22 protein-coding genes are annotated in these 19,915 nt (G+C 40.9%); 11 read left to right on the top strand and 11 right to left on the bottom strand.

Annotated elements, in window-relative coordinates; all coding sequences use genetic code 11:
* Positions 1-150: 150 nt before the first annotated feature.
* Both ABJV04_RS15960 and ABJV04_RS15955 read left to right on the top strand, forming a co-directional pair.
* The gene (locus ABJV04_RS15960) at positions 151-1,914 is read left to right on the top strand and encodes a monovalent cation:proton antiporter-2 (CPA2) family protein (protein ID WP_348492572.1); all 1,764 of its coding nucleotides are present in this window, start codon (positions 151-153) and stop codon (positions 1,912-1,914) included.
* Between the two features lie 347 nt (positions 1,915-2,261).
* The gene (locus tag ABJV04_RS15955) at positions 2,262-3,764 is read left to right on the top strand and encodes a methyl-accepting chemotaxis protein (RefSeq protein ID WP_348492571.1); all 1,503 of its coding nucleotides are present in this window, start codon (positions 2,262-2,264) and stop codon (positions 3,762-3,764) included.
* Between the two features lie 138 nt (positions 3,765-3,902).
* On the opposite strand, the gene ABJV04_RS15950 is transcribed toward ABJV04_RS15955, so the two are convergent.
* Both ABJV04_RS15950 and ABJV04_RS15945 read right to left on the bottom strand, forming a co-directional pair.
* A complete protein-coding gene (locus ABJV04_RS15950) occupies positions 3,903-4,580 on the bottom strand; it encodes a hypothetical protein (RefSeq protein WP_348492570.1) in 678 nt (225 codons plus the stop codon).
* Positions 4,581-4,692: 112 nt separating this feature from the next.
* Positions 4,693-4,989, bottom strand: coding sequence for a hypothetical protein (locus tag ABJV04_RS15945; protein WP_348492569.1), 297 nt, complete (start codon positions 4,987-4,989; stop codon positions 4,693-4,695).
* Between the two features lie 543 nt (positions 4,990-5,532).
* Between ABJV04_RS15945 and ABJV04_RS15940 the strand changes: the two genes are divergently transcribed.
* The gene (locus ABJV04_RS15940; RefSeq protein WP_348492568.1) at positions 5,533-5,715 is read left to right on the top strand and encodes a hypothetical protein; all 183 of its coding nucleotides are present in this window, start codon (positions 5,533-5,535) and stop codon (positions 5,713-5,715) included.
* Positions 5,716-6,105: 390 nt separating this feature from the next.
* A complete protein-coding gene (locus ABJV04_RS15935) occupies positions 6,106-6,342 on the top strand; it encodes a PEP-CTERM sorting domain-containing protein (protein ID WP_348492567.1) in 237 nt (78 codons plus the stop codon).
* Positions 6,343-6,576: 234 nt separating this feature from the next.
* Here ABJV04_RS15935 and ABJV04_RS15930 read toward each other — a convergent pair whose 3' ends face one another.
* Entirely contained in the window at positions 6,577-7,284 is a 708-nt protein-coding gene (locus ABJV04_RS15930) for a cupin domain-containing protein (RefSeq protein ID WP_348492566.1), read from the bottom strand.
* A gap of 128 nt (positions 7,285-7,412) precedes the next feature.
* Entirely contained in the window at positions 7,413-7,781 is a 369-nt protein-coding gene (locus tag ABJV04_RS15925) for a VOC family protein (RefSeq protein ID WP_348492564.1), read from the bottom strand.
* A 434-nt stretch (positions 7,782-8,215) separates the two neighbouring features.
* On the opposite strand from ABJV04_RS15925, the gene ABJV04_RS15920 reads away from it, so the two are divergent.
* Positions 8,216-8,734: a TetR/AcrR family transcriptional regulator gene (locus ABJV04_RS15920; protein ID WP_348492562.1), complete on the top strand. Its 519-nt coding sequence runs from the start codon at positions 8,216-8,218 to the stop codon at positions 8,732-8,734.
* Positions 8,735-8,808: 74 nt separating this feature from the next.
* Here ABJV04_RS15920 and ABJV04_RS15915 read toward each other — a convergent pair whose 3' ends face one another.
* Positions 8,809-9,801 (bottom strand): alpha/beta hydrolase, encoded by a 993-nt coding sequence (locus ABJV04_RS15915; RefSeq protein ID WP_348492560.1) that lies wholly within the window; start codon positions 9,799-9,801, stop codon positions 8,809-8,811.
* Between the two features lie 377 nt (positions 9,802-10,178).
* On the opposite strand from ABJV04_RS15915, the gene ABJV04_RS15910 reads away from it, so the two are divergent.
* From ABJV04_RS15910 to ABJV04_RS15895, 4 genes are all read left to right on the top strand, one after another.
* Positions 10,179-10,595 (top strand): hypothetical protein, encoded by a 417-nt coding sequence (locus tag ABJV04_RS15910; protein ID WP_348492559.1) that lies wholly within the window; start codon positions 10,179-10,181, stop codon positions 10,593-10,595.
* A 102-nt stretch (positions 10,596-10,697) separates the two neighbouring features.
* The gene (locus ABJV04_RS15905) at positions 10,698-11,363 is read left to right on the top strand and encodes a hypothetical protein (RefSeq protein WP_348492558.1); all 666 of its coding nucleotides are present in this window, start codon (positions 10,698-10,700) and stop codon (positions 11,361-11,363) included.
* 272 nt (positions 11,364-11,635) lie between these two features.
* A complete protein-coding gene (locus tag ABJV04_RS15900; protein WP_348492585.1) occupies positions 11,636-11,914 on the top strand; it encodes a type II toxin-antitoxin system RelE/ParE family toxin in 279 nt (92 codons plus the stop codon).
* Entirely contained in the window at positions 11,914-12,207 is a 294-nt protein-coding gene (locus ABJV04_RS15895) for a HigA family addiction module antitoxin (RefSeq protein ID WP_348492557.1), read from the top strand. The genes ABJV04_RS15900 and ABJV04_RS15895 overlap by 1 nt, the downstream gene beginning before the upstream one ends.
* Positions 12,208-12,339: 132 nt before the next feature.
* On the opposite strand, the gene ABJV04_RS15890 is transcribed toward ABJV04_RS15895, so the two are convergent.
* Both ABJV04_RS15890 and ABJV04_RS15885 read right to left on the bottom strand, forming a co-directional pair.
* A complete protein-coding gene (locus tag ABJV04_RS15890; RefSeq protein ID WP_348492556.1) occupies positions 12,340-13,017 on the bottom strand; it encodes a GntR family transcriptional regulator in 678 nt (225 codons plus the stop codon).
* Between the two features lie 5 nt (positions 13,018-13,022).
* Positions 13,023-14,192, bottom strand: a complete 1,170-nt coding sequence (locus ABJV04_RS15885; RefSeq protein WP_348492555.1) for a benzoate/H(+) symporter BenE family transporter — start codon at positions 14,190-14,192, stop codon at positions 13,023-13,025.
* Between the two features lie 227 nt (positions 14,193-14,419).
* Here ABJV04_RS15885 and ABJV04_RS15880 point away from each other — a divergent pair, with 227 nt between their 5' ends.
* Together ABJV04_RS15880 and ABJV04_RS15875 are read left to right on the top strand one after the other, a co-directional pair.
* On the top strand, positions 14,420-15,157 hold the full coding sequence (locus ABJV04_RS15880) for a dienelactone hydrolase family protein (RefSeq protein WP_348492554.1): 738 nt from the start codon (positions 14,420-14,422) through the stop codon (positions 15,155-15,157).
* A gap of 149 nt (positions 15,158-15,306) precedes the next feature.
* Positions 15,307-16,308 carry a prenyltransferase gene (locus tag ABJV04_RS15875; protein WP_348492553.1) on the top strand — a complete coding sequence of 334 codons (1,002 nt, stop codon included), beginning with the start codon at positions 15,307-15,309 and terminating at the stop codon, positions 16,306-16,308.
* A gap of 22 nt (positions 16,309-16,330) precedes the next feature.
* Here ABJV04_RS15875 and frdD read toward each other — a convergent pair whose 3' ends face one another.
* The 4 genes from frdD to frdA are packed head-to-tail and all read right to left on the bottom strand — an operon-like array spanning position 16,331 to position 19,599.
* A complete protein-coding gene (gene frdD / locus ABJV04_RS15870; protein WP_348492551.1) occupies positions 16,331-16,723 on the bottom strand; it encodes a fumarate reductase subunit FrdD in 393 nt (130 codons plus the stop codon).
* Complete coding sequence (locus tag ABJV04_RS15865) at positions 16,720-17,103, bottom strand: fumarate reductase subunit C (RefSeq protein ID WP_348492550.1); 384 nt, start codon at positions 17,101-17,103, stop codon at positions 16,720-16,722. Before ABJV04_RS15865 ends, frdD begins: the two co-directional genes overlap by 4 nt.
* Positions 17,100-17,819, bottom strand: coding sequence for a succinate dehydrogenase/fumarate reductase iron-sulfur subunit (locus ABJV04_RS15860; RefSeq protein WP_348492549.1), 720 nt, complete (start codon positions 17,817-17,819; stop codon positions 17,100-17,102). Before ABJV04_RS15860 ends, ABJV04_RS15865 begins: the two co-directional genes overlap by 4 nt.
* Positions 17,806-19,599, bottom strand: a complete 1,794-nt coding sequence (gene frdA, locus ABJV04_RS15855) for a fumarate reductase (quinol) flavoprotein subunit (protein ID WP_348492548.1) — start codon at positions 19,597-19,599, stop codon at positions 17,806-17,808. The genes ABJV04_RS15860 and frdA overlap by 14 nt, the downstream gene beginning before the upstream one ends.
* Positions 19,600-19,915: the final 316 nt, after the last annotated feature.

Genomic DNA, 19,915 nt, shown 5'->3' with positions numbered 1-19,915 from the left:
GATAATTTTAGTACATAAAAAGCCACTATTGTTTATTTTTTGTGCAGCTTGGCGTTGTTGATCCCATCTCATTATCAGCTGTTTACTAAATGACGTTGTTGCTAGAAAGACAAAAACCTAGGTGAAGATCAAAACCAAGAGAGAGTAATTATGAGTTTGTTAGGGTCTACAATGATTTTTCTGGCAGCCGCTGTGGTCGCCGTACCTATTTTCAAACGCTTGAAATTGGGAGCAATATTAGGTTATTTGGTGGCAGGTATGGTAATCGGTCCGTCCATTATGGATTGGGTATCGACACCGGAAACCATTTTGCATTTTGCAGAACTCGGCGTTGTGTTTTTACTCTTCATCATCGGCTTAGAATTAGAGCCCAAAAAGCTTTTAAAAATGCGCGACCAGATAGTCTTTACCGGCGGAGGACAGTTATTTCTCAGTGCCAGCATTATTGCCTTGGCGGTGAAGTATCTGCTTGCTACCGATTGGCTAGCTGCCATAGTGATTGGTTTAGCGGTGGCATTATCTTCTACGGCCTTTGCGATTCAGTTAATGGAAAATCAAAATATTCTGAAGACTCCACCAGGTCAAAAAGGCTTTTCAATCTTATTGATGCAAGATTTAGCGGTGATACCCATATTACTATTAGTACAAAGCTTTTCCACTGTTGCTGAAGTGGACTCCCCGGCGTGGTGGATGAGTGTGTCAGCGATTATTACGGTACTGATTATTGGAAAGTTCTTGATCAATCCGTTTTTACGACTGATTTCCCATTATGGTAACTCTGAAATCATGACCTCTGCGGCACTATTAATTGTCATTGCTACGGCCCTTGGTATGCAAGAGGCTGGGCTATCAATGGGAATGGGCGCATTTGTGGCTGGCATGCTGTTAGCTAATTCGAGCTTTAAACATCAATTGGAAGCGGAAATTGAACCCTTTAAAGGATTATTGTTAGGTTTATTCTTTATTGCCATTGGAATGAACTTAGATATCGCATTGTTTTTAGCCAACCCGGTAATAATAGTGGCTGCTGCACTAACCCTTATTGCAATTAAAACCCTGATAATTTTCAGCATACTTAAGGTATCGAAACAAACCAATACTGATTCAATGCGCATTGCCCTGATGCTATCTCAAGGTGGTGAGTTTGCTTTTGTGGTCATGGGCGCGGCTGGGGTGGCCAATATTCTTGAACCGACCTTAGCTAGCCAAGTGACTTTGGTTGTTGGGGTATCCATGGCGCTAACTTCTCCCTTGGTGATATTGCATAGTATTTGGTTTAACAGTCACAACTGTCCAGCGGTTTACGACTCGCAAACAGACACCGATGAGCCGCGAGTGTTAATCGCAGGTTTTGGCCGTTTTGGGCAAGTGACTGGGCGTATTTTGGCAGCGAATAAAATTCCTTTCACTGCGCTGGATAAAGATGCCGAACACATTGCCTTTGTGAAAAAGTTCGGTAATAAAGTGTTCTATGGGGATGCCACTCGATTAGATTTATTGAAGGTATCGGGCATCGAAAAGGCCTCTATTTTATTAATTGCCGTAGATAATATCGAAGATACCTTCAAAATTGTGGCCTTGGTGAGCGAGCAGTTTCCCCATGTAAAAATGGTGGTTAGAGCGCGTAACCGTGATGCAGTAATGCGTTTGTCGAAGGTCGAAAATTTACGTTTTGTGAGAGAACTATTTTGGTCAGGATTGCGGGCAGCTGAATTTGTGTTAGAAGATTTTGGCTTTGACAAAAAACAAGCTGAGCACATGTGTGACATTTTTGAAAAGCACGATGAAAAAATTCTAAAAGAGGTGCTTGAAGCCGATTCCGATTTGAGCGAGCTTATTGAAGTAAGTAAAAAGGGCCGGGCTGATTTAGAAACCTTGTTTGCCAACGATATTGAAAAGATTGGTGCTAAATAGTTAAAGGCGAATATTTCCCTTATGACGACCTCTAAGGTTCTAAAATGGGCATTTATCCCACTAAATTCGGTAAATAGAGAGAAATAAAATAGCCCAATAAAAAGCTGTAACAAAAACGTCATCTTAAAAGCATAGGCTTATCGTCAGATATATTCGCTTAGTTGTGGCATTTCGCCATGCATTTCTTCATCTGACAGCTCAAGGTATTCACAGTGCTTGAATTTTTCTATTTAAATATACGAAATAAGCTACTTTTCCTTATTTGTTCTATTTTGTTGGTTATTTTGGTCGCCGTGTACATAGGGCTATCTTCCATAAACTCAGTGACGCAGGAATATTCAGCCACTGTGAATCAAGAAGTGACCAATATCACCGAAGTTTCTGCGTTAAATGTGCGTTTTAAGACCCAAGTTCAAGAATGGAAAAATACCTTAATACGAGGTCGAGATCCCGAGCAACTGAAAAAATATTGGGGACGATTTACTCAAAACGGGCAAACCATAGTCTCTGAATACAACACCATTTTAAACAATATGTCTGTGCAACATCCTGCATACAGCCATGTGAGAGATTTTTCCCTTAGCTACCCTAAAATGCTGCGTGCCTATGAGGCAGGGTATGAGGTGTTTTTAAGCTCAGGTTTCAATATTGAGTTGGCGGATAAAAGCGTTAAAGGCATTGATAGGGCACCCACAGAGAGCTTAAATCGAGCGGTTGAAGCAACCAATCAGTACGTATTAGGGTTAAAACAGCAGATTGAATCCCGAGCAAGTTCGGTGTTTGTGTATACCAATGTGATTATTATCCTGACTATTTTGCTTTGTATTTTAGCTGTGTCTTGGTTTATTAACGTGACAGTTTTAACGCCCCTAAACCGCTTAACCGAGGTCTCTAAACAAATTGCAGCAGGGGATTTTACCGGACAGATTGAAAGCACCACCAGAGATCAAATTGGCTTGGTGACGGATAACGTGAAGCTTATTCAAAATGATCTGAGTAAAATGCTCAGCCGCATTCTTGGCGAATTGAAAGAGCTGGGAGAGATAATCAATAATTTGGTTGAAGCCTTTCAAACCGTCAAACAAGGGCTAAAAAGCCAAGTTGATTTAACCCAAAACACCAATGAACGTGTTGAGCAACTCACCCAAACTGGAAGTGATATTGATAGCGCAATTAAAAAGGCGTCGGAATTTGTTGCTTCATCCACCGAGGAGGCTGCTCAAGGACAAGTGGTTTTTAAACAAAATGTGTTGATCAGCCAAAGTGTGATGGATGCCACCAATCATGCCTCTGAAATTATATCGACTTTGAAGAAAGACTCCGACGACATAGGCGATGTGGTTAATGTGATCAACAGTATTGCCGATCAAACTAACCTTTTAGCATTGAACGCCGCCATCGAAGCAGCGAGAGCTGGTGGTGCGGGTAGGGGCTTTGCGGTTGTGGCAGACGAAGTGCGTACCTTGGCAACGAAAACCCAGCAATCCACCCAACTGATCTCACAAAATGTGCAAAAGCTACAAAATGCCGCAGATGAAGCCGTTTCAGCTATGGATCAAGGCAAAACCCAAGCCGCGGATGGCCTGCAACAAGCTAAATCTTCTTTAGATATTATTGATGCTTTAAGTCAATCCTTCAGTAAAATTCATGACTTGAACCTACAAGTACAAGATGCCGTAGGCTTGCAGCAAGGGCAAAACACCAATGTAAGCAATGACATTTCAGAAATCGTTGGCTTAAGCGAAAGCTCCCAGATTCAAGTAAACCGAATGGAAGACGCATCAAAAGTCCTATCATCTATTTTCGAAAGTATTCACCTCGCCACGGAAGATTTTAAAACGAAACCTTAGTGGCCAAAATCATAAAGCCTTGGTTAACCGGGGTTTTATGATTGTTAAAAAGAGAAGCTATGAACAAGGTGTTATGAGCGTAGAGCGGGTATTCGTCTTAGTGAACGCTAGCGAATGACTACAGTTGTTTGTTAGCCGTCATATCTCTTTCAATTCTTGTTTCATTTGTTCTTTCAGAGCGTTATGACACCTTTGAACATCTTGCCCAAATAAGGTCGCTTTTTCCTGATATGGAACGATCAAAGATTGGTCTGCCCAAAATTCCTGAGTTGACATAAATCTAAGCATTTCGGTAGATGCATCTGTAGCATTTTTTACAGCCACTTCTAATTTATCTAGCAATACATCCACTTTTTCAGAAGCTATAAGCCTAATACTATTTTGTTCGGTTTTGACTTTCAGATGCTCCTCATTTAATTCGAACACAAGGGCTTGAACGTCTTGATTGTACTTTACGATTGCTTGATTTTTAATTACTTCGTCTTCATTTAAACAATCAGATAAGAATTCAGTCATAATAGGTTGAAACTTCTCCAAAAAGATTGAATTGCACTTTCCATGAAACTCATCAAGTAACGCAAAGTATTTAGAGAACTGAAGTCTTTTTTCCTCATATTGATATTTTCTTTTTTCAATATCTAAAGAGTGCTGTTTTTTAATTTCCTCTGTTTCAGCACGATACTTTGCGACGATTTTCTGCTTATCTTCTTCAAGCTGGCGATTGTCTTCAATTAAAGCTCGGTTCTTTCCCTTAACTTTTAAATATGCGGTCAGGTAAATAGCAAGAGCACCTAAAACAAAGAACAGAATATTCAATATTACATCCATGCTGAAAAAGAACCCCATGACGGCTAAAGCCTCAAGCAGCGGCGCCCGTTAACGTGTCCAGCCACGAAGTGGCGATGCTGCAGTGACTTGTTAACGTTAATTATTTGCAATTTAAGGGGTTACTCGTTCCCACAATTTTTCCTTGTAAAATAGCTTCTTTTTGTTGTTCAGGATTCAGCTCATTCCAATGAATATAACCTCCCTCCACTCCAGACGGAGGAGCATCGAGAAAAAATGTGCCTTTTTTATGCATTGAAAGCAATCCTATGGTTTCACCATTTTCATAAGTAGCCCAAACAGCTAGTCGATAAAAACTGTAAGGCTCTCTGTCACTTTTATTTTTTTGAAAGAAAAACCATCCTTCGGCGGATGTTGTTGAAGTTATTTCCTTGGACATATTGCCCTCCCGAAAATGTTTTAGTCAGAAACGAAATGAAGATAACAGTATTAATAAGTCGCAAAAGCTCGTGTTTGAATACGGACTTTTACTGTATGAAAATTAACCTATTCTAATCACAGAGTGTAATTTATTACAACACACAGGTTTTTTCGGATATCTGCTATCCTCTTTGTGAAAATACGGCAATAATCCTTAATCTTGCATAAATTCTACTTTGTTACATTTTAAAAATGGGTGTCTATTTTAGTTCCCTCACGTAAAAACAACTTACTTATCCACTTTAATTCCGATCCTTTTCTTTACCATTTTATTTTCAAATTACACCCTTTTATGAAGGCTCAAAAACCGCATTATACTAAAGTATAAAGCCGTCATTTTTCGTGTCAGCTTTATTTGCAAAGTGAAAATAAATCATAATAAAAGTTGAAAATAAGTATAAATAACAGTGGCTTGCAAACTAGTATGATGTGTGCTTAGAGTCGCCGAATGAAGTTGATTTACTCAAGACTTATTAAGTCTTAAAAACGCTGTAGGAATAACATGAAAAAAATAATTTTAGCTGCTTTAGTTGCTTTCACTAGCTCTTTTGCGAATGCCACTTTAGTTCCGGTATTAGATTTAGATTTTGGAACTCAAAACTTAGAATCTGAAATCACCTCAACGGGTACATTAAGTTTTACTGACCCTATTGGATCTGATGGTGAAACCTTTATTTATGCATAACTTGTTGCATTAACTGACTACAAAGATGGTGGAAGCACCACAAGTGGTTCAGTTGAAGGTGACGTAAGAATTAACCAAAAACGTAACACTACAACTACATATGAATTTACGCTTTATCAAGATGCGGGCTTAAGTGAAATATACTCTCCGTCTACTGGTTTTGGTTTTGATTTATTCTTTTATGACATCGACGGGCATAATACCCAAGGTGATCAATATTACGATGTAGTAACTGTATACACGCCGTCAATTGCTGAATTTACATCTACAACAGCATTAACTGTTACACAAAATACAGATGGCTCTATCACCGCTTCTGGCCAAAATACTAATGGCGTAGCTGGCCAAAATGGATTAGAAACTTTCAATCAAGTACAAGCTGACGTTGCGGTGTCTTTTAGTTTCGCAGATACCTCTACAGTTTTATTTGATTACACAATAGTCAATACATTTAGCAAAGGTAACCGTAACTTAGTATTTGATGCTAACGATTTAAGTTTTGATGGTTTCACTACAGAAACTCTAGGCGTATCAGAAGCAACGGAAGCAACAGAAATACCAGAACCAAGCACAATCTTTTTGGCTCTATTTGGTATGCTTTGTTTAGGCATGCGCCGCATCAAATAGGCTCTCGACTAGTACAAAAGTTAGTAATTAATACTCTATCTTCTCCAGTATGACACATCGATATTTCTGTTGATGTGTCATCTTTTAATATCAATAACTCTCCAGAAACCTGCGCCTACCACAAGCAAACAAAATATGCCTGCCATAATAATATTAACTTTTAGCGATGAAGATTAAACCTATTCATTCAAGGTTGGGCTGTGATATTTCAAGGGATCTGACCCCGCAGGTTTTTTAGTTGTGCTGATTGCGTTGGTGGTTAACACGTGTGATTTGGTTTTGGACGTCGGTTAAATGTCCGGTTTTCATCCACACTTTCGCGCCGTCTTTTCCTGCTTTGCCTTTGATTATGCTATTTACTGGGCTGCGTAACCAACTATGTTTAACCAATGTATCTGAGTGTTCAGTTAAAGCGCCCTCCAATACCAGTAACTCGGCACCGCCTTTGCCATTGAATGTAAATTCCACATTGGGTTCAAAGTGCAATAGGCTAACTTCTTCATATTCATCTTTGTATAAAGCCGTTACATTGAGGCCAACAATACTAGGATGCTGGTGGCTTTCCATTAAGCTGGTTTGTAATCGCACATGGGTTCTGTCATCTGGTTGGAATTGCCATAATTTAACAAAAATAATGCAACCTTTATCTGAGCGAGGTTTATGTTTTGATTGAGGTGGATTTCTGACATAGGAGTCAGCAGGGAAGTCACCATGCTCATCTTGGAATACCCCCTCTAAAACTACAAACTCTTCTCCGCCAGTATGCACATGTTCAGAAAATGCGCTATTGGGCGCATACCTTACAATGGTTGTTGCTCGCGCGACTTCATCACCAACTCTATCGAGGGCTCTTCTGTCCACACCCGGCATAGGCGATTCAACCCAAGGAAGTGATACACTATGCACAACAATACGTTGTTCAAAATTGGCAGCGATTTTCATTTGTGACCCTCAGTAAATTAGCGACTTAAGTACTTAAGATAATTACCTAAGATAGATACTTATCTTAAGCACTTTCTGGCAAAACAAAAAGGCCAGTGACTTCACTGACCTTGATATTAAGGGGTTAGTTAGGTCATGTGGTAGAAACAAAGTTTGTTTCCATCTAAATCAAATACGTAAGAGCCATAAAAGAAGTCAAAACGTTGACCTGGCTCACCAGCATCTGTTGCGCCTAATTCAATGGCTTTGTTGTAAAGTGCTTGTGCGCCTTCAATAGAACCACCTGGAATTGCAACTTGCTGCCCATTACCACTGCTTTGCTCGTTGTTATCATATGGAGTACATACGGCTAGCATAGCGCCACCTGCTTCTGTTCCATAAAATTTAATGCGATCCATTTCCATTACTCTTTTACCACCGACTAACTCAAGAAGTGCATCGTAAAAAGGCACGGCCTTAGCTAAGTTCTTTGAGCCTATAGTTGTGTAACCAATCATTTTTATTACCTCTGTTATTTTTACTAATCTAATATTTTTTTGAGCTGATGAAATTGTTCAGAAAAATAAATATTGTCTGTGTTGAACGGTTTTCATTATTGACTACCTACCGATAGGTAGTCAACTGTAACTTTCCAATAAAATTCGTTTAACCATTTCATCGACATCTAATGCATTGATTTATAATGATTTAATTTCATAAAAAAATTTTAACCGCCAACTCCTAGCCTTTCTTCAGCTTTTATTTCGTTGACTTTAGGTAAAATCGTGAATAGTCTACCTATCACTAGGTAGTCATTCCGAATAAAATTGCCTACAACAAAAAGACGTAACTCAATCGCAGGTTAACAATGGCATAAGGGGGAAATTGCCTAAGCCTTGTAATGCTATAGGTGCTGTTAGATAATTGCCTATCTACTAGTAGGACAATGAATATGAACAAAAAAGAAGAGCTTTTAAAGGTTGCCGAAGACAAAGTTCGCCAAGGGGGTTACAGCAATTTTAGTTTCAGAGAAATTGCCAATGACGTCGGCATTAAAAGCGCTAGTGTGCATTATCATTTTCCAACCAAAGCTGATTTGGGAGCTGCATTAGCTCATCAATACACAGACGCATTCTTAGCTGCGTTGGGCAGTGTCGATGACATAAAGGCTAGAGGGGAAAACCCCATTGATGTGTATACCGCGATTTTCAGAGGTGCGTTAATAACCGACGACAAAATGTGTTTGTGCGGATTATTGGGTGCGCAAAACGAAAGCCTACCGGAAAAAGTTCAAGTAGAAGTAAAACGTTTTTTTGATAAAAACTTAGAGTGGCTATCTGCCGCTCACGCAGCTAATGGTGAAGAAAACCCTGCACGGGCAGCCATAACTACGGTGAGTTTGCTCGAAGGGGCGATGATGATCAGCAAAGCCCTCAATGACCATAGTTATTTTACCTTAGCGACCCAGTAACGAGTCGGTGATTTAGGGCTTTTTGCAAGCCCTATTATTGCTCTGGGTAAGCTAAGGCAGTGTATATCGACAGGTTATTTATGGTTGAAGTTTTTTTCCATAAATTTAACGATATATTGTGCAATTTCTACTGATTTTTCTTCCACACTAAAATGTCCTGAATCCAATAAATGTAACTCTGCGTTAGGCACATCTTTTAAATAGGCTGTTGCGCCTGCGGCGATAAAGGCTGGATCTTTTTTACCCCAGACTATTAACGTTGGCGGTTGTTTCTGTCGTAAGTAAGCTTGCCATTTACGGTAATCCAGCAAATTATTATAATAGTCTTGTAATAATTGAACCTGAATTAGCCGATCTTTTTCAGTTTGTAAGAAGTGTAAATCGTGTGTCCAGCTATCAGGGCTCATGATCTCGGTATTATCCTGTACGTCCCGCAAATACTGCTTATTGATAATCGCCTGCTCTGAGGTAAAGGAATAAATTTTATCAGATTGGGCTAAGGATTTATCTTGGTTAGCTTGTTTGAAAAACGCCTGTCTTGGTGCCGTTAAACCCTCTAAATAAGCATTGCCATTTTGCACAATCAGGACTTCTAACTTATCAGGATTGTTCAATAACATTCTATAACCAACGGGTGCACCAAAGTCCTGAATGTATAACGAGTATTTATCAAGATTAAGGGTAGTCAGCAAACCATCCACATACTTTGCTAGTACATCAAAGGTATATTTATGTTGAGCGGGGTCGGGACGATCACTGTAACCTGAACCTAAATAATCTGGAGCAATTACGTGATAACGGCCAGACAATAAAGGGATCAACTCACGATAGGTATGTGACGACGAGGGGTAACCATGTAACAGAACAATGGTTTGATTATGCTGCTCTCCAGCTTCCCGATAAAAAATGCGTTTTCCATCAACATTTGCATAGCGATAAGAGGTTTTTGCAGGCCACACAGCCTTAACGCCAACCTCACTAGCAACAGCATCTGCCCCAATGGCTTTATTCGTCAGTATGGAAACCGCGAAAACCAACAAAAAAGCACAAATGACACTAGAACTCAAAGAGTGAGACTTACATTTGTTGCCTGAAGAATTACAAAGAAAATGATTAAACAATGCCATGAATACCTTAAATGAATAACAAACCAATTGATAAAGACCCGCTATTTCGATTTTTCATTCAAAAACTTAAAAATCAAAGGGGTCAGATACGTTGAAATGAAGGCTTAATCTTGAAGTTTTGGCAACTTACAAAAGCTTAAAAATCCTCTCTATTTCCACAAGTCACAAAGTAGCAATAGACAATAAAGTTAAGTTGTACAATAAGTTATGAGTTGTGTTAAAACTTCAGAATGCTGATATGTGGAAAGCCCGAGATAAAATGCGGAATTATTCGGCTTATTAATATTGCTAGTTATCAGTATATTAAAGGAGTTCTGGTGCTTAGAATTAATAATGTAAAAGAAAATAGCCAAAGCCATACTAGTGGAGTTGAAGTTGATGATTATATTTATGAAGTTAACGGGGAAGAGATTAGAAATGAATTTCACTTTTTGGCTATTTTAGAAAAAGTAAAATCGACAAACGAACGAATTCAAGCTGTTATATTCAAAAAGAATAACGCTAAGATTGTATATTTCGATGCTGATTCCCCCATAGGAATTCAATTTGCTAAAGATAAAGAATATTTTAAATATACATTAGATGTAGATTTTTCCGATGTCCTTATTTTTTTAATTATTTGGATAATTCTTGTGGTAATAACTTTAGGTTTAGCATCACCATTTTTTGTTTTTTACTTAGCTAAATTTATAATAAATCATACTGAAAAGCATAAAAAGACTATTAGCAAGTGAATAATGTAGTTCGTAAACTCACTGGGACAAATACGCGCTGGCATTTGGCCAAAATACTCACATTTTCACATATTCAAAGCGTTAGCCACTAGGAAAATCGTCATGCCAAAAAGAAAAATAATAGAGCTTAGTGCTGAGGGCGCAGAAATAGCGTTAAAAAAAATCATAGACGAAGGGGTTCTCAAAGATATTCCAGTTGTCGGGAGTCTCGTCAAGTTTTTGAGTATCGGGCAATCGATTCGAGACTCGCTGTACATTGAAAAGTTACACTCATTTATTTACGCATTAAATGAAGTACCTTCGGAAAAGAAAGAAGAATTTATATCTGAAGTCAAAAAGCGTAAGCATGAGGTTGAAAATCTCATTCAAAAAATAATATTAGTTATTGAGACTCAAACTGATATAGATAAGTCTCAAATTATTGCTAATTTTTTTGTTTCCTACCTTGATGGGGTCATGGGTGAGTCTGAATTTAGAAGGGCGCTTGATATTACGGGGTCTTATTTTCTGGATGATATTAATAAATTTGTTGGTAGCCCAGGAGATTTTGGATTTAAGAGAAGGTCAGTCGAAGATTTAGAAAATGATGGATTGCACCACTTAATTGGATCGCCTTTGATAGGCTTTGACAAGTCTACACCGGAAGACTTAATTAATGATGGCTGGAAAGAAAATACCTTTTCATCTCTTTTTGAAATAACAAACTTCGGCTTAAAATTTAAAAAAGCTTACCATCATGGTGCCAGGTTAAGAAATAACGATGGCTAACAAACGTTGTCAGGTTGATATTTATTCCGGCGCTTTTTGCATGCTGAATGCTGCTCTGGTATGCAAAAAGTACCTCCGTAAATGCTACTGCCACAGATGTTAAACGACACGGAGAATTCAGTGAGGGTTATTGAAATCAAAGAGGCAAAAACGTTGAAATGAAGGTTTCGTCTTAATATTTCGATAATTCATAAAAGCTAAGCTATTTGGTCTAACAGTATCGTTAAGCGTCAAATTGACCGGTGTTGCGCAATGCGCTACACTTTGTGGATATGATTAAATCATTTAAGCATAAAGGTCTGAAACTGTTTTTCGAAAAAGGGAAAATATCAGGCATCCAAGCAAAGCATGCGAAAAAACTACGTATGCAGTTAGCCGCTATCCATACCGCTCAGGACATAGATGATGTAAACCTTCCTGGTTTTTCACTCCATCAACTGAAAGGTGAAAGGGCGAATGTTTGGTCTATCTCGGTTAACGGAAACTGGAGAGTCACTTTCGAATTCAAGGATGGTAATGCTTACATCTTAAATTACGAGGATTATCACTAATGAATATGTATAACCCGCCACACCCTGGTGAATTTATTGAGTCTATTTACATGGAGCCTCACGGAATTAGTTGCAGAGCACTTGCAACTCATCTCGGTGTAGCTGCATCTACACTTAATCGAGTCGTTAAAGGTAAAAGTGCAATATCTCCTGAAATGGCATTACGTCTGTCTAAAGTATTGGGTAGAAGTCCAGAAAGCTGGCTTAGCATGCAAGATAACTTTGATCTTTGGCAAGCAAAGCTAAAAATCAATCTCGACAATGTTCAACCAATAGACTTACATGCCGCTTAACAAAGGACATGGCTCTACCTTATTAACTTTTAAAATCAAAGCAGTCACACTAATCTTAAAAAGTGGTGCTCTGTCTAGAGAAAGCCTATTCCTCGGTTCGAATCTGAAATTGTCAACTTCACTAACATCCAATCATTCCATCTCTGCACTATCTTTCGATTCATCCACCAAAAATGCCACTAGGGTTTCTCCGGCATCACTTATGTGGGCTTCTAATAAGCTTTTTGCGTGGGGGATGTCTTTGTTTTCTATTGCTTTGAGTAGGTTGTAGTGGTCTTGTTGACTGGTTGCTAGGTAATCTAGTTGTTGGTTGTGAAAACCAATGTATCGACCGCATAGTTGGTGCAAACTTGCGATGGTATTAAATAGTGTAGGGCGGTTGGCTTGTTGGTAGAGGCAGGCGTGAAATTGCCAATTCAGTTCTCCGTGTTCTTCAATGCTCATATGTTGATTTGGGTCATCTGTCTGCGCATCAATGGTTTGCAAATAATCCGTGGCTTTACCGATGGTTTGTTGGTTGAGGTTGGGTATGGCATAGCCCAAAATGAGCGGTTCGAGGTATTTACGCATGAGGTATAAATCTTCGGCCTCAGTGGCATTTAACTCGGGGATCATAACGCCTCGTTTGCCGCAGGTGGTAAGCCAACCTTCATTTTTTAAGCGTTGCAACACATCTCTAATGGGGATGCGACTGATATTGTAGCGCTGGGAAAGCTCTTCTTGTTTGAGTGCCTGAGCAACTGGCAAACGGTTATGACGAATATCCAATTTTATTTGCTTGTAGAGCATTTCTGCGGCTTGTTTTGACATCTCAATTACCCTCTTTTACTTAGGTACAAGGCTAACATTCCCACGACTATTCCCCAAAATGCAGAGGCTATGCCGAAGAAGCTGATACCTGATGCTGACATTAAAAAGGTCAAAATCGCCGCTTCTCTGTCGCGGTCATAATCGAGAGCGGTTTTTAGACTCGCACCTATAGTGGTGAGTAGGGCTAAGCCCGCTAATCCGGCAATTAAGGCATGGGGAAATGCTGCAAATAAGCTTACTACCGCAGTACCTAAAATGCCTGCAAGAATATTAAATAGACCCACAGATACGCCAGCAATATATCGTTTATCTGGCGAAGGGTGAGCCTCTTCATTGGTACAAATCGCGGCGGTAATTGCCGCCAAACTAAAGGTAAAACCACCAAAAGGGGCAAACAATAGGGTGGTGATCCCCGTTGTACTGATAATGGGTGAGATAGGTTGTTGTTCGTATCCGCTGCTCTTGAGTATTGCCACCCCGGGTAGATTTTGAGATGTCATGGTAACGATAAACAGAGGTAACCCGATGCCTAAAATAGATGCTAATGAAAAAGACGGTGATACCCACACAGGCGTGGCAAATTCAAAGGCTAGGCTTTGAGTTTGAATTGTTTGATTAAGCATACAAATGCCTAGGCCTGTTAACAGTACTAGGGGAATGGCGTATCTTGGCAGAAATCGTTTGGCCAGCAAATACACCACTATCATGGTTATGATTAAGCTTGGTTGTTCGTTCATCGCACCAAACAATCCAAGTCCAAACTGCACTAAAATACCCGCCAGCATGGCAGATGCGATGGAAAGGGGAATGAGTTTAACCAGCTTATTAAAAATGCCAGTCACACCCACTAAAGTAATCAACACTCCCACCATAATAAATGTGCCTGTTGCGGTGGCTAAATCACTGTCGTTAACGCCTGTTGCTAGCAGCGCCGCTCCAGGGGTAGACCAGGCAATAATAAGCGGGCGTTTGTACCATAGTGACAAACCTAGGGTACTGATCCCCATGCCTAATCCTAGTGCCCATACCCAAGATTCAAGTTGTTGACTATTCGCTCCTGAGGCAATAGCCCCTTGAAACACTATTGCCATGGCACTGGCAAAACCAACTAACACGGCAATAAAACCGGCTATAAAGGCGGATAATGAACTGTCTTGAATGATTTTTTGAAACATAATTGTATACAAATTTAAAAATGTATACATTTTATACGTGGAAATTATTGATAATGGAAGTCGTATTTAGCACTTTTAGAAAAAATAGCGTTATGATTAAATGAATTTAAGGACTCAGCTTTGGGTATTTGGCAGTAAAATTAAAAGCCGCTTTTACAGGCTAGGCAAACAAGCTGGCCATCAAGGCAACTAAACCAATTGGGCCAAAAATAAGGTTGTAATCATTCATGCAAATTCAAAAAGACACCATCGATTTAAATACCGCCACAGGACCAATGCGTTGTTATATTTATCGCCCTGTGGATGAGGGCGTTTACCCGTCCATTATTTTTTATTCAGAAATTTTTCAACAAACTGCGCCCATTAGTCGCTCTGCCGCCATCATGGCTTGCCATGGTTTTGTGGTGATTGTTCCTGAAATTTTCCATGAGCTGAATGCCCTTGGCACCGTTTTAGCCTACGACGATGTTGGCAAAGATAAAGGTAATGCAGATAAGAGCCAAAAGCCCTTAATTGACCATGACACCGATACTGTGGCCATGCTGGATTTTGTGAATTCTGCTTCTTATTGTTCAGGTGAAGTGGGAGCTATGGGGGTTTGTATTGGCGGGCACTTGGCTTATCGCGCGGCCCTTAACCCTGCCATTAAAGGTGCTTTTTGTTTATATGCAACAGATATCCACAATAACGCTTTGAGTGCAGCGCCAGAGCAACAAAGCTTAGCCAGAATGGCCGATATTCAAGGGGAGATTCATTTTGTGTGGGGTAAACAAGATCCCCATGTGCCTAAAGAGGGTAGATTAACTGTTTATCAGCAATGCCTGGCAACGGGCATTAATTATCAATGGTGTGAAGTGAATGGTGTACATGCATTTATGCGAGATGAAGGGGAGCGTTACGACGGTGCTTTAGCCTTGCAAATGTATCAACAGGCGGTCGCTTTATTTCAGCGAGTGCTGCGTTGATCATTTTTTAGAGTTGTTTTTTGGGCGTAAACTTTAGATACTCAAAGAGAAGTTTTAAGGGCCGTGGAGTACGCGTGCTTCTCGGTTTTTAATTATATATTCACTGCACTACGTCAATTTTTTGAACTCACAACATAGAAGAGGTGACAATGTCACAGGCCATATGGATTCAGGCACTTAAGACTGTGCCCCAGATTGATAAAACATCTTGGGATAGTTTAAACATTTTGACTAAATGGCTGGTGGCGAGTCGCTTTTCAGTCACGATCATGAGTTTTACTTCGGCAATTATTGGCATATTACTGGCGTTAAGCACAGCTAGTGTCGATTTAATCCTTGCGGCTTTGTGCATCATCGGTTTGGTATTAGCCCATGCCACCAATAACTTGCTGAATGATTATACCGACTCGGCAAGAGGGGTAGATAAAGGAAATTACTTCCGCACCCAATACGGTACCCATGTTCTGGAAAGCGGACTGCTCACTAAATCACAGTTGATGAAGTATATAGTCGCAACAGGGGGCTTAGCGATTATATGTGGAGCCAGTATTATTTACCTCCGCGGTATTGAAGTGTTGTGGTTAATGTTAGCCGGGGCATTTTTTGTGTTGTTTTACACCTGGCCGTTGAAGAAACTTGCCCTAGGAGAAGTGTCAGTTTTAGTTGTGTGGGGGCCACTAATGGTAGGCGGAGCTTATTATGTTAGCAGCGGGCAATGGAGTAACGCTGCCATGTTAATTGGTACTTTATACGCTTTGGCACCCACAGCGGTTATTTTTGGTAAACATATCGATAAAATTGAGATGGATAGGAGCAAAGGGATTTATTCCCTACCGGTATTGCTTGGTGCCAGTAATTCACGAAAAGCGGTACAAGTTATGCTGTTATCTCAGTATGTTTTGGCCGCCTACATTTATGTAAACGGCTACATTGGTTTTAGCATTTTAATTTTATTATTCACCTTACCCACGCTTATTCAAACACTTAAAGTGTTCAATAAGGAACGGCCAACAGAGATGCCACAGGGCTTTCGTAAAGAAGTTTGGCCGTTGTGGTTTGCGCCCAATGCTTTTCAATATACACGGCGTTTCAGTTTGCTGTTTTTGCTGATGTTAATCCTAGAAAATATTATCTCTGCCATAGGCGTATAACCCTAGGATAAAAGCCATTTGGTTAGCTGATAATACCCGCTAACCAAATGCCTAAGGTTAGCAAACTGATCACAGCGGCGAGTCCATAACATATCAGTTTGACTATCCCATGGTGTTGTACCTTTAAGTCGTGTAGACCATGGCGAATACGGTGAGCAGCATGAAATATGGGCAGAATAATAAAAGCCCCACTGAACATCAGTCCCCAAAAACTAAAAAACCAACTGTGGGCTTGGGCATAGTTAAACTCCATCAATCCCAAGGGGTGCAGTAAGCCTAAAAATAACACAGCGGCGGGAATAAAAACCGCAAAACACACGCCGCCAGCGCTGAATAATGCCCACCATACCGGTTCAATACTGCGCTGGGGTTTAGTTGAAGTCTGGTCGTTGTTTTTTGTTGTTAGCGAATTCATAAGTTCCCCCAAAATAACCAGAAAAATAAGATGATCACCGAGAATACGCCGGCCCATTGTCCTGCTACGAGCAGATTGGCTGGCACTGTAATTTCCCCAATTCGAATTGGCATCACTCTTGGAAACAACACGAAAAAGGTCCATGCGTGAAATAGACTGGCCATTAGGGCGATTAGGTTAATGACCAACACCCAAGGTTGAGCCATGGCGACTTGCCAGTTGAGCCATTGACTTTCACCTTGCCATAAACTGAAAATGCCAGAGACTAAACACAAGATAAAAAATGTGAGGGGCAATACCGTCGCTTCTCGCAACATATAGGCTTTAAAGGCATTGTGTTTTAACCACCAGGTGCGAGACAGGCTTGTGTGATAAGTCATAAATTCCCCTTAAATAATTGGATAATCATGTCTTGAGCGGATTCGACTTTAGATTGATTAACTGCCGCAGCGGGATCTACATTCTTGGGGCATACTTTTGAGCAAAATCCCACAAAAGTGCAGCTCCACGCACCTTCTTCGGTATTCAACAACGGCATGCGTTGGGCATTGCCGTGATCACGGTTATCCAAGTTGTAACGATGGGCTAGGGTGATAGCCGCCGGGCCTAAAAATTCAGGGTTTAAGCCAAACTGCGGGCAAGCAGAATAACAAAGTCCACAGTTGATACAGTCGGAAAATTGTTGGTATTTCGCCATTTGCGCAGGGGTTTGTTTATGTGCTTCTGTGATGTTTTTCTCATCACTGATCAAATAGGGTTTTACCGCTTCCAGATGAGTTAAAAACGCATCCATATCCACAATTAAATCCCGCTCTACGGGTAAGTGGGCTAAAGGTTCGAGGAATATAGTGTCGGGGTAGTCACGCAAAAAGGTTCTACAGCCTAGTTTCGGGATACCATTGACCATAAGGCCGCAAGAACCACAAATTGCCATTCTGCAAGACCAGCGATAACTCAATGAGGGATCTAACTCTTCTTTAATATAATTCAGTGCGTCGAGTACCGAGGTGCTGTCATCACAGGGAATATCAAATTGTTGCACAAAAGGCGTTTCTGAGGTTTCTGGCAAATAACGACTGATATTAATGGTTTTCATTTTTGGCCTCCTTACCTGCGTCACCGTATGCCCGTGTTGCTGGTGGTAACAGTGAAGTGTCAACTGGTTGCCAAGCTAACTGTGCATCATTATTGGCTTGGTAGTACACCAAACTATGTTGTAAAAAGTGCTCATCGTCACGGGTGGTGCAACCTTCATCAAGGCGCTGGTGAGCACCTCTAGATTCACGCCGTTGGAGTGCGGCCAAGCAGGTTGCTTCGGCCACATCTATGCCAAAACCCACTTCAATGCATTGTAATAATTCCGTGTTATAGCCGAGGCTTTTATCACTGATGCTTATTTGTTGATAGCGAGCTTTTAGCGCCCGCAGGGTAGTGAGGGTTTGCTGCATGCCAGCTTCATCGCGATATATTCCGCAGCCTTCTTCCATGGTTTTCACTAACTCTCGTTTAATGGCTACCCAGCTTTCTGAACCTTGTTGGTTACGTAAGTCGTTGATGCGTTGTTGTTGAAGATGAAATTGAGCTTCTAAGGTCGCCGCTGGGGTGAGTGCTTGTTGTTGACTAAAATCTGCCGCTTGTTCACCGGCTAAACGACCAAATACCAACAACTCACTGAGTGAATTGGACCCTAATCGGTTAGCGCCATGTAAACCCACTGAAGCACATTCACCAACGGCAAACAGGCCGTTAATGGTCGTTTCACACTTGGCATTGGTGGTGATCCCGCCCATGGTGTAATGCACCGCCGGACGCACTGGAATAGGCTGTTTAACTGGATCCACGTTGACATAGGATTTGGCTAACTCACAAATAAAGGGAAGGCGTTCATTTAAATAGGCTTTTCCTAAATGGCGTAAATCCAAATAGACAACGTCACTATCGCCATAACGGCCTGTCCGTCCTGCTTGTTGTTCGTGCCAAAACGCTTGAGACAATTTATCTCTAGGGCCCAACTCCATGTATTTGTTTTTCGGCTCGCCAATGGGCGTTTCTGGGCCTAAGCCGTAATCTTGCAGGTAACGATAGCCCTGCTTATTTAGCATTAAACCACCTTCCCCCCGAGAGGCTTCGGTGATTAAAATGCCAGAACCCGGTAGGCCAGTGGGATGATACTGCACAAATTCCATGTCTCGCAGCGCTACGCCGTGTCGATAAGCTAGCGCCATACCATCACCGGTAACAATGCCACCGTTGGTGTTAAAGCGGAATAATCTGCCCGCGCCACCTGTGGCTAAAATAACCGATTTGGCGCGAATGAGGTGCAACTCACCGGTGGCAATTTCTAAGGCGACAATGCCTGCGATTTGCTCTTCGTTTACCACTAAGTCGAGTACAAAAAATTCATCAAGACGCTGGATCTGACCATAACGCAAGGAGGTTTGAAACAGCGTATGTAACAAATGAAAGCCGGTTTTATCTGCGGCAAACCAAGTGCGTTCTATTTTCATGCCGCCAAACCGCCGGACTTGCACGGAACCATCTTTTTTGCGGCTCCAAGGGCAGCCCCAATGTTCCATTTGCACTAATTCTTGATGGGCGTGGCGCACAAAATAATCGACTACAGATTGCTCCGCTAACCAGTCACCCCCAGCAACCGTGTCTTCAATGTGGGCATCAAAACTATCATCGTCACGGGTTACTGCTGCTGCACCGCCTTCTGCCGCCACTGTGTGGGAGCGCATAGGATACACCTTAGATACTAAACCAATACGTAAATCACAGCCGTTTTTTTGCGCCTGCTCGGCTGCTGCAATGCTGGCTCGTAATCCCGCTCCACCACCTCCAACAATAAGTACGTCATAATCTTTGTATTTCATTTCGTCCTATTTCCCTAACGGTGTTTTATCCAACTTGACTCAATTTAAACCCCGCCTTTGTAAACAGGTGCTAGCCTTGGGTAGATAATATAACCATAAAATAAATGAGGTTAATACTGTTAAACGAACAAATAATGACCTTGATCAAAAGAATTTACAGTTATCAGCTTACATCGGTTATATATAATTACGTTTCTGGTTAAAAAGTGACCTACACTAATAATTAATACGATGATGAATATTACATTTCTGTAAACATCTTCCTCGTATCCGTAAACTTTGAGGCCGTGAAAGAAGCGATTTGAATGAGTTAAAG

This window comes from Aliiglaciecola sp., from assembly GCF_039982535.1.
GTDB lineage: Bacteria > Pseudomonadota > Gammaproteobacteria > Enterobacterales > Alteromonadaceae > Aliiglaciecola.
Note: the sequence above shows the minus strand (reverse complement) of the source record. Positions and strands in the feature narration are given on the sequence as shown.

What these genes read in the sequence shown, in the direction of transcription:
- ABJV04_RS15960 (WP_348492572.1), top strand. Translation starts at nt 151, where the DNA reads ATGAGTTTGTTAGGGTCTACAATGATTTTTCTGGCAGCCGCTGTGGTC.
- ABJV04_RS15945 (WP_348492569.1), bottom strand. Translation starts at nt 4,989, where the DNA reads ATGTCCAAGGAAATAACTTCAACAACATCCGCCGAAGGATGGTTTTTC.
- ABJV04_RS15940 (WP_348492568.1), top strand. Translation starts at nt 5,533, where the DNA reads ATGAAAAAAATAATTTTAGCTGCTTTAGTTGCTTTCACTAGCTCTTTT.
- ABJV04_RS15930 (WP_348492566.1), bottom strand. Translation starts at nt 7,284, where the DNA reads ATGAAAATCGCTGCCAATTTTGAACAACGTATTGTTGTGCATAGTGTA.
- ABJV04_RS15925 (WP_348492564.1), bottom strand. Translation starts at nt 7,781, where the DNA reads ATGATTGGTTACACAACTATAGGCTCAAAGAACTTAGCTAAGGCCGTG.
- ABJV04_RS15920 (WP_348492562.1), top strand. Translation starts at nt 8,216, where the DNA reads ATGAACAAAAAAGAAGAGCTTTTAAAGGTTGCCGAAGACAAAGTTCGC.
- ABJV04_RS15905 (WP_348492558.1), top strand. Translation starts at nt 10,698, where the DNA reads ATGCCAAAAAGAAAAATAATAGAGCTTAGTGCTGAGGGCGCAGAAATA.
- ABJV04_RS15900 (WP_348492585.1), top strand. Translation starts at nt 11,636, where the DNA reads ATGATTAAATCATTTAAGCATAAAGGTCTGAAACTGTTTTTCGAAAAA.
- ABJV04_RS15895 (WP_348492557.1), top strand. Translation starts at nt 11,914, where the DNA reads ATGAATATGTATAACCCGCCACACCCTGGTGAATTTATTGAGTCTATT.
- ABJV04_RS15890 (WP_348492556.1), bottom strand. Translation starts at nt 13,017, where the DNA reads ATGTCAAAACAAGCCGCAGAAATGCTCTACAAGCAAATAAAATTGGAT.
- ABJV04_RS15885 (WP_348492555.1), bottom strand. Translation starts at nt 14,192, where the DNA reads ATGTTTCAAAAAATCATTCAAGACAGTTCATTATCCGCCTTTATAGCC.
- ABJV04_RS15880 (WP_348492554.1), top strand. Translation starts at nt 14,420, where the DNA reads ATGCAAATTCAAAAAGACACCATCGATTTAAATACCGCCACAGGACCA.
- ABJV04_RS15875 (WP_348492553.1), top strand. Translation starts at nt 15,307, where the DNA reads ATGTCACAGGCCATATGGATTCAGGCACTTAAGACTGTGCCCCAGATT.
- frdD (WP_348492551.1), bottom strand. Translation starts at nt 16,723, where the DNA reads ATGAATTCGCTAACAACAAAAAACAACGACCAGACTTCAACTAAACCC.
- ABJV04_RS15865 (WP_348492550.1), bottom strand. Translation starts at nt 17,103, where the DNA reads ATGACTTATCACACAAGCCTGTCTCGCACCTGGTGGTTAAAACACAAT.
- ABJV04_RS15860 (WP_348492549.1), bottom strand. Translation starts at nt 17,819, where the DNA reads ATGAAAACCATTAATATCAGTCGTTATTTGCCAGAAACCTCAGAAACG.
- frdA (WP_348492548.1), bottom strand. Translation starts at nt 19,599, where the DNA reads ATGAAATACAAAGATTATGACGTACTTATTGTTGGAGGTGGTGGAGCG.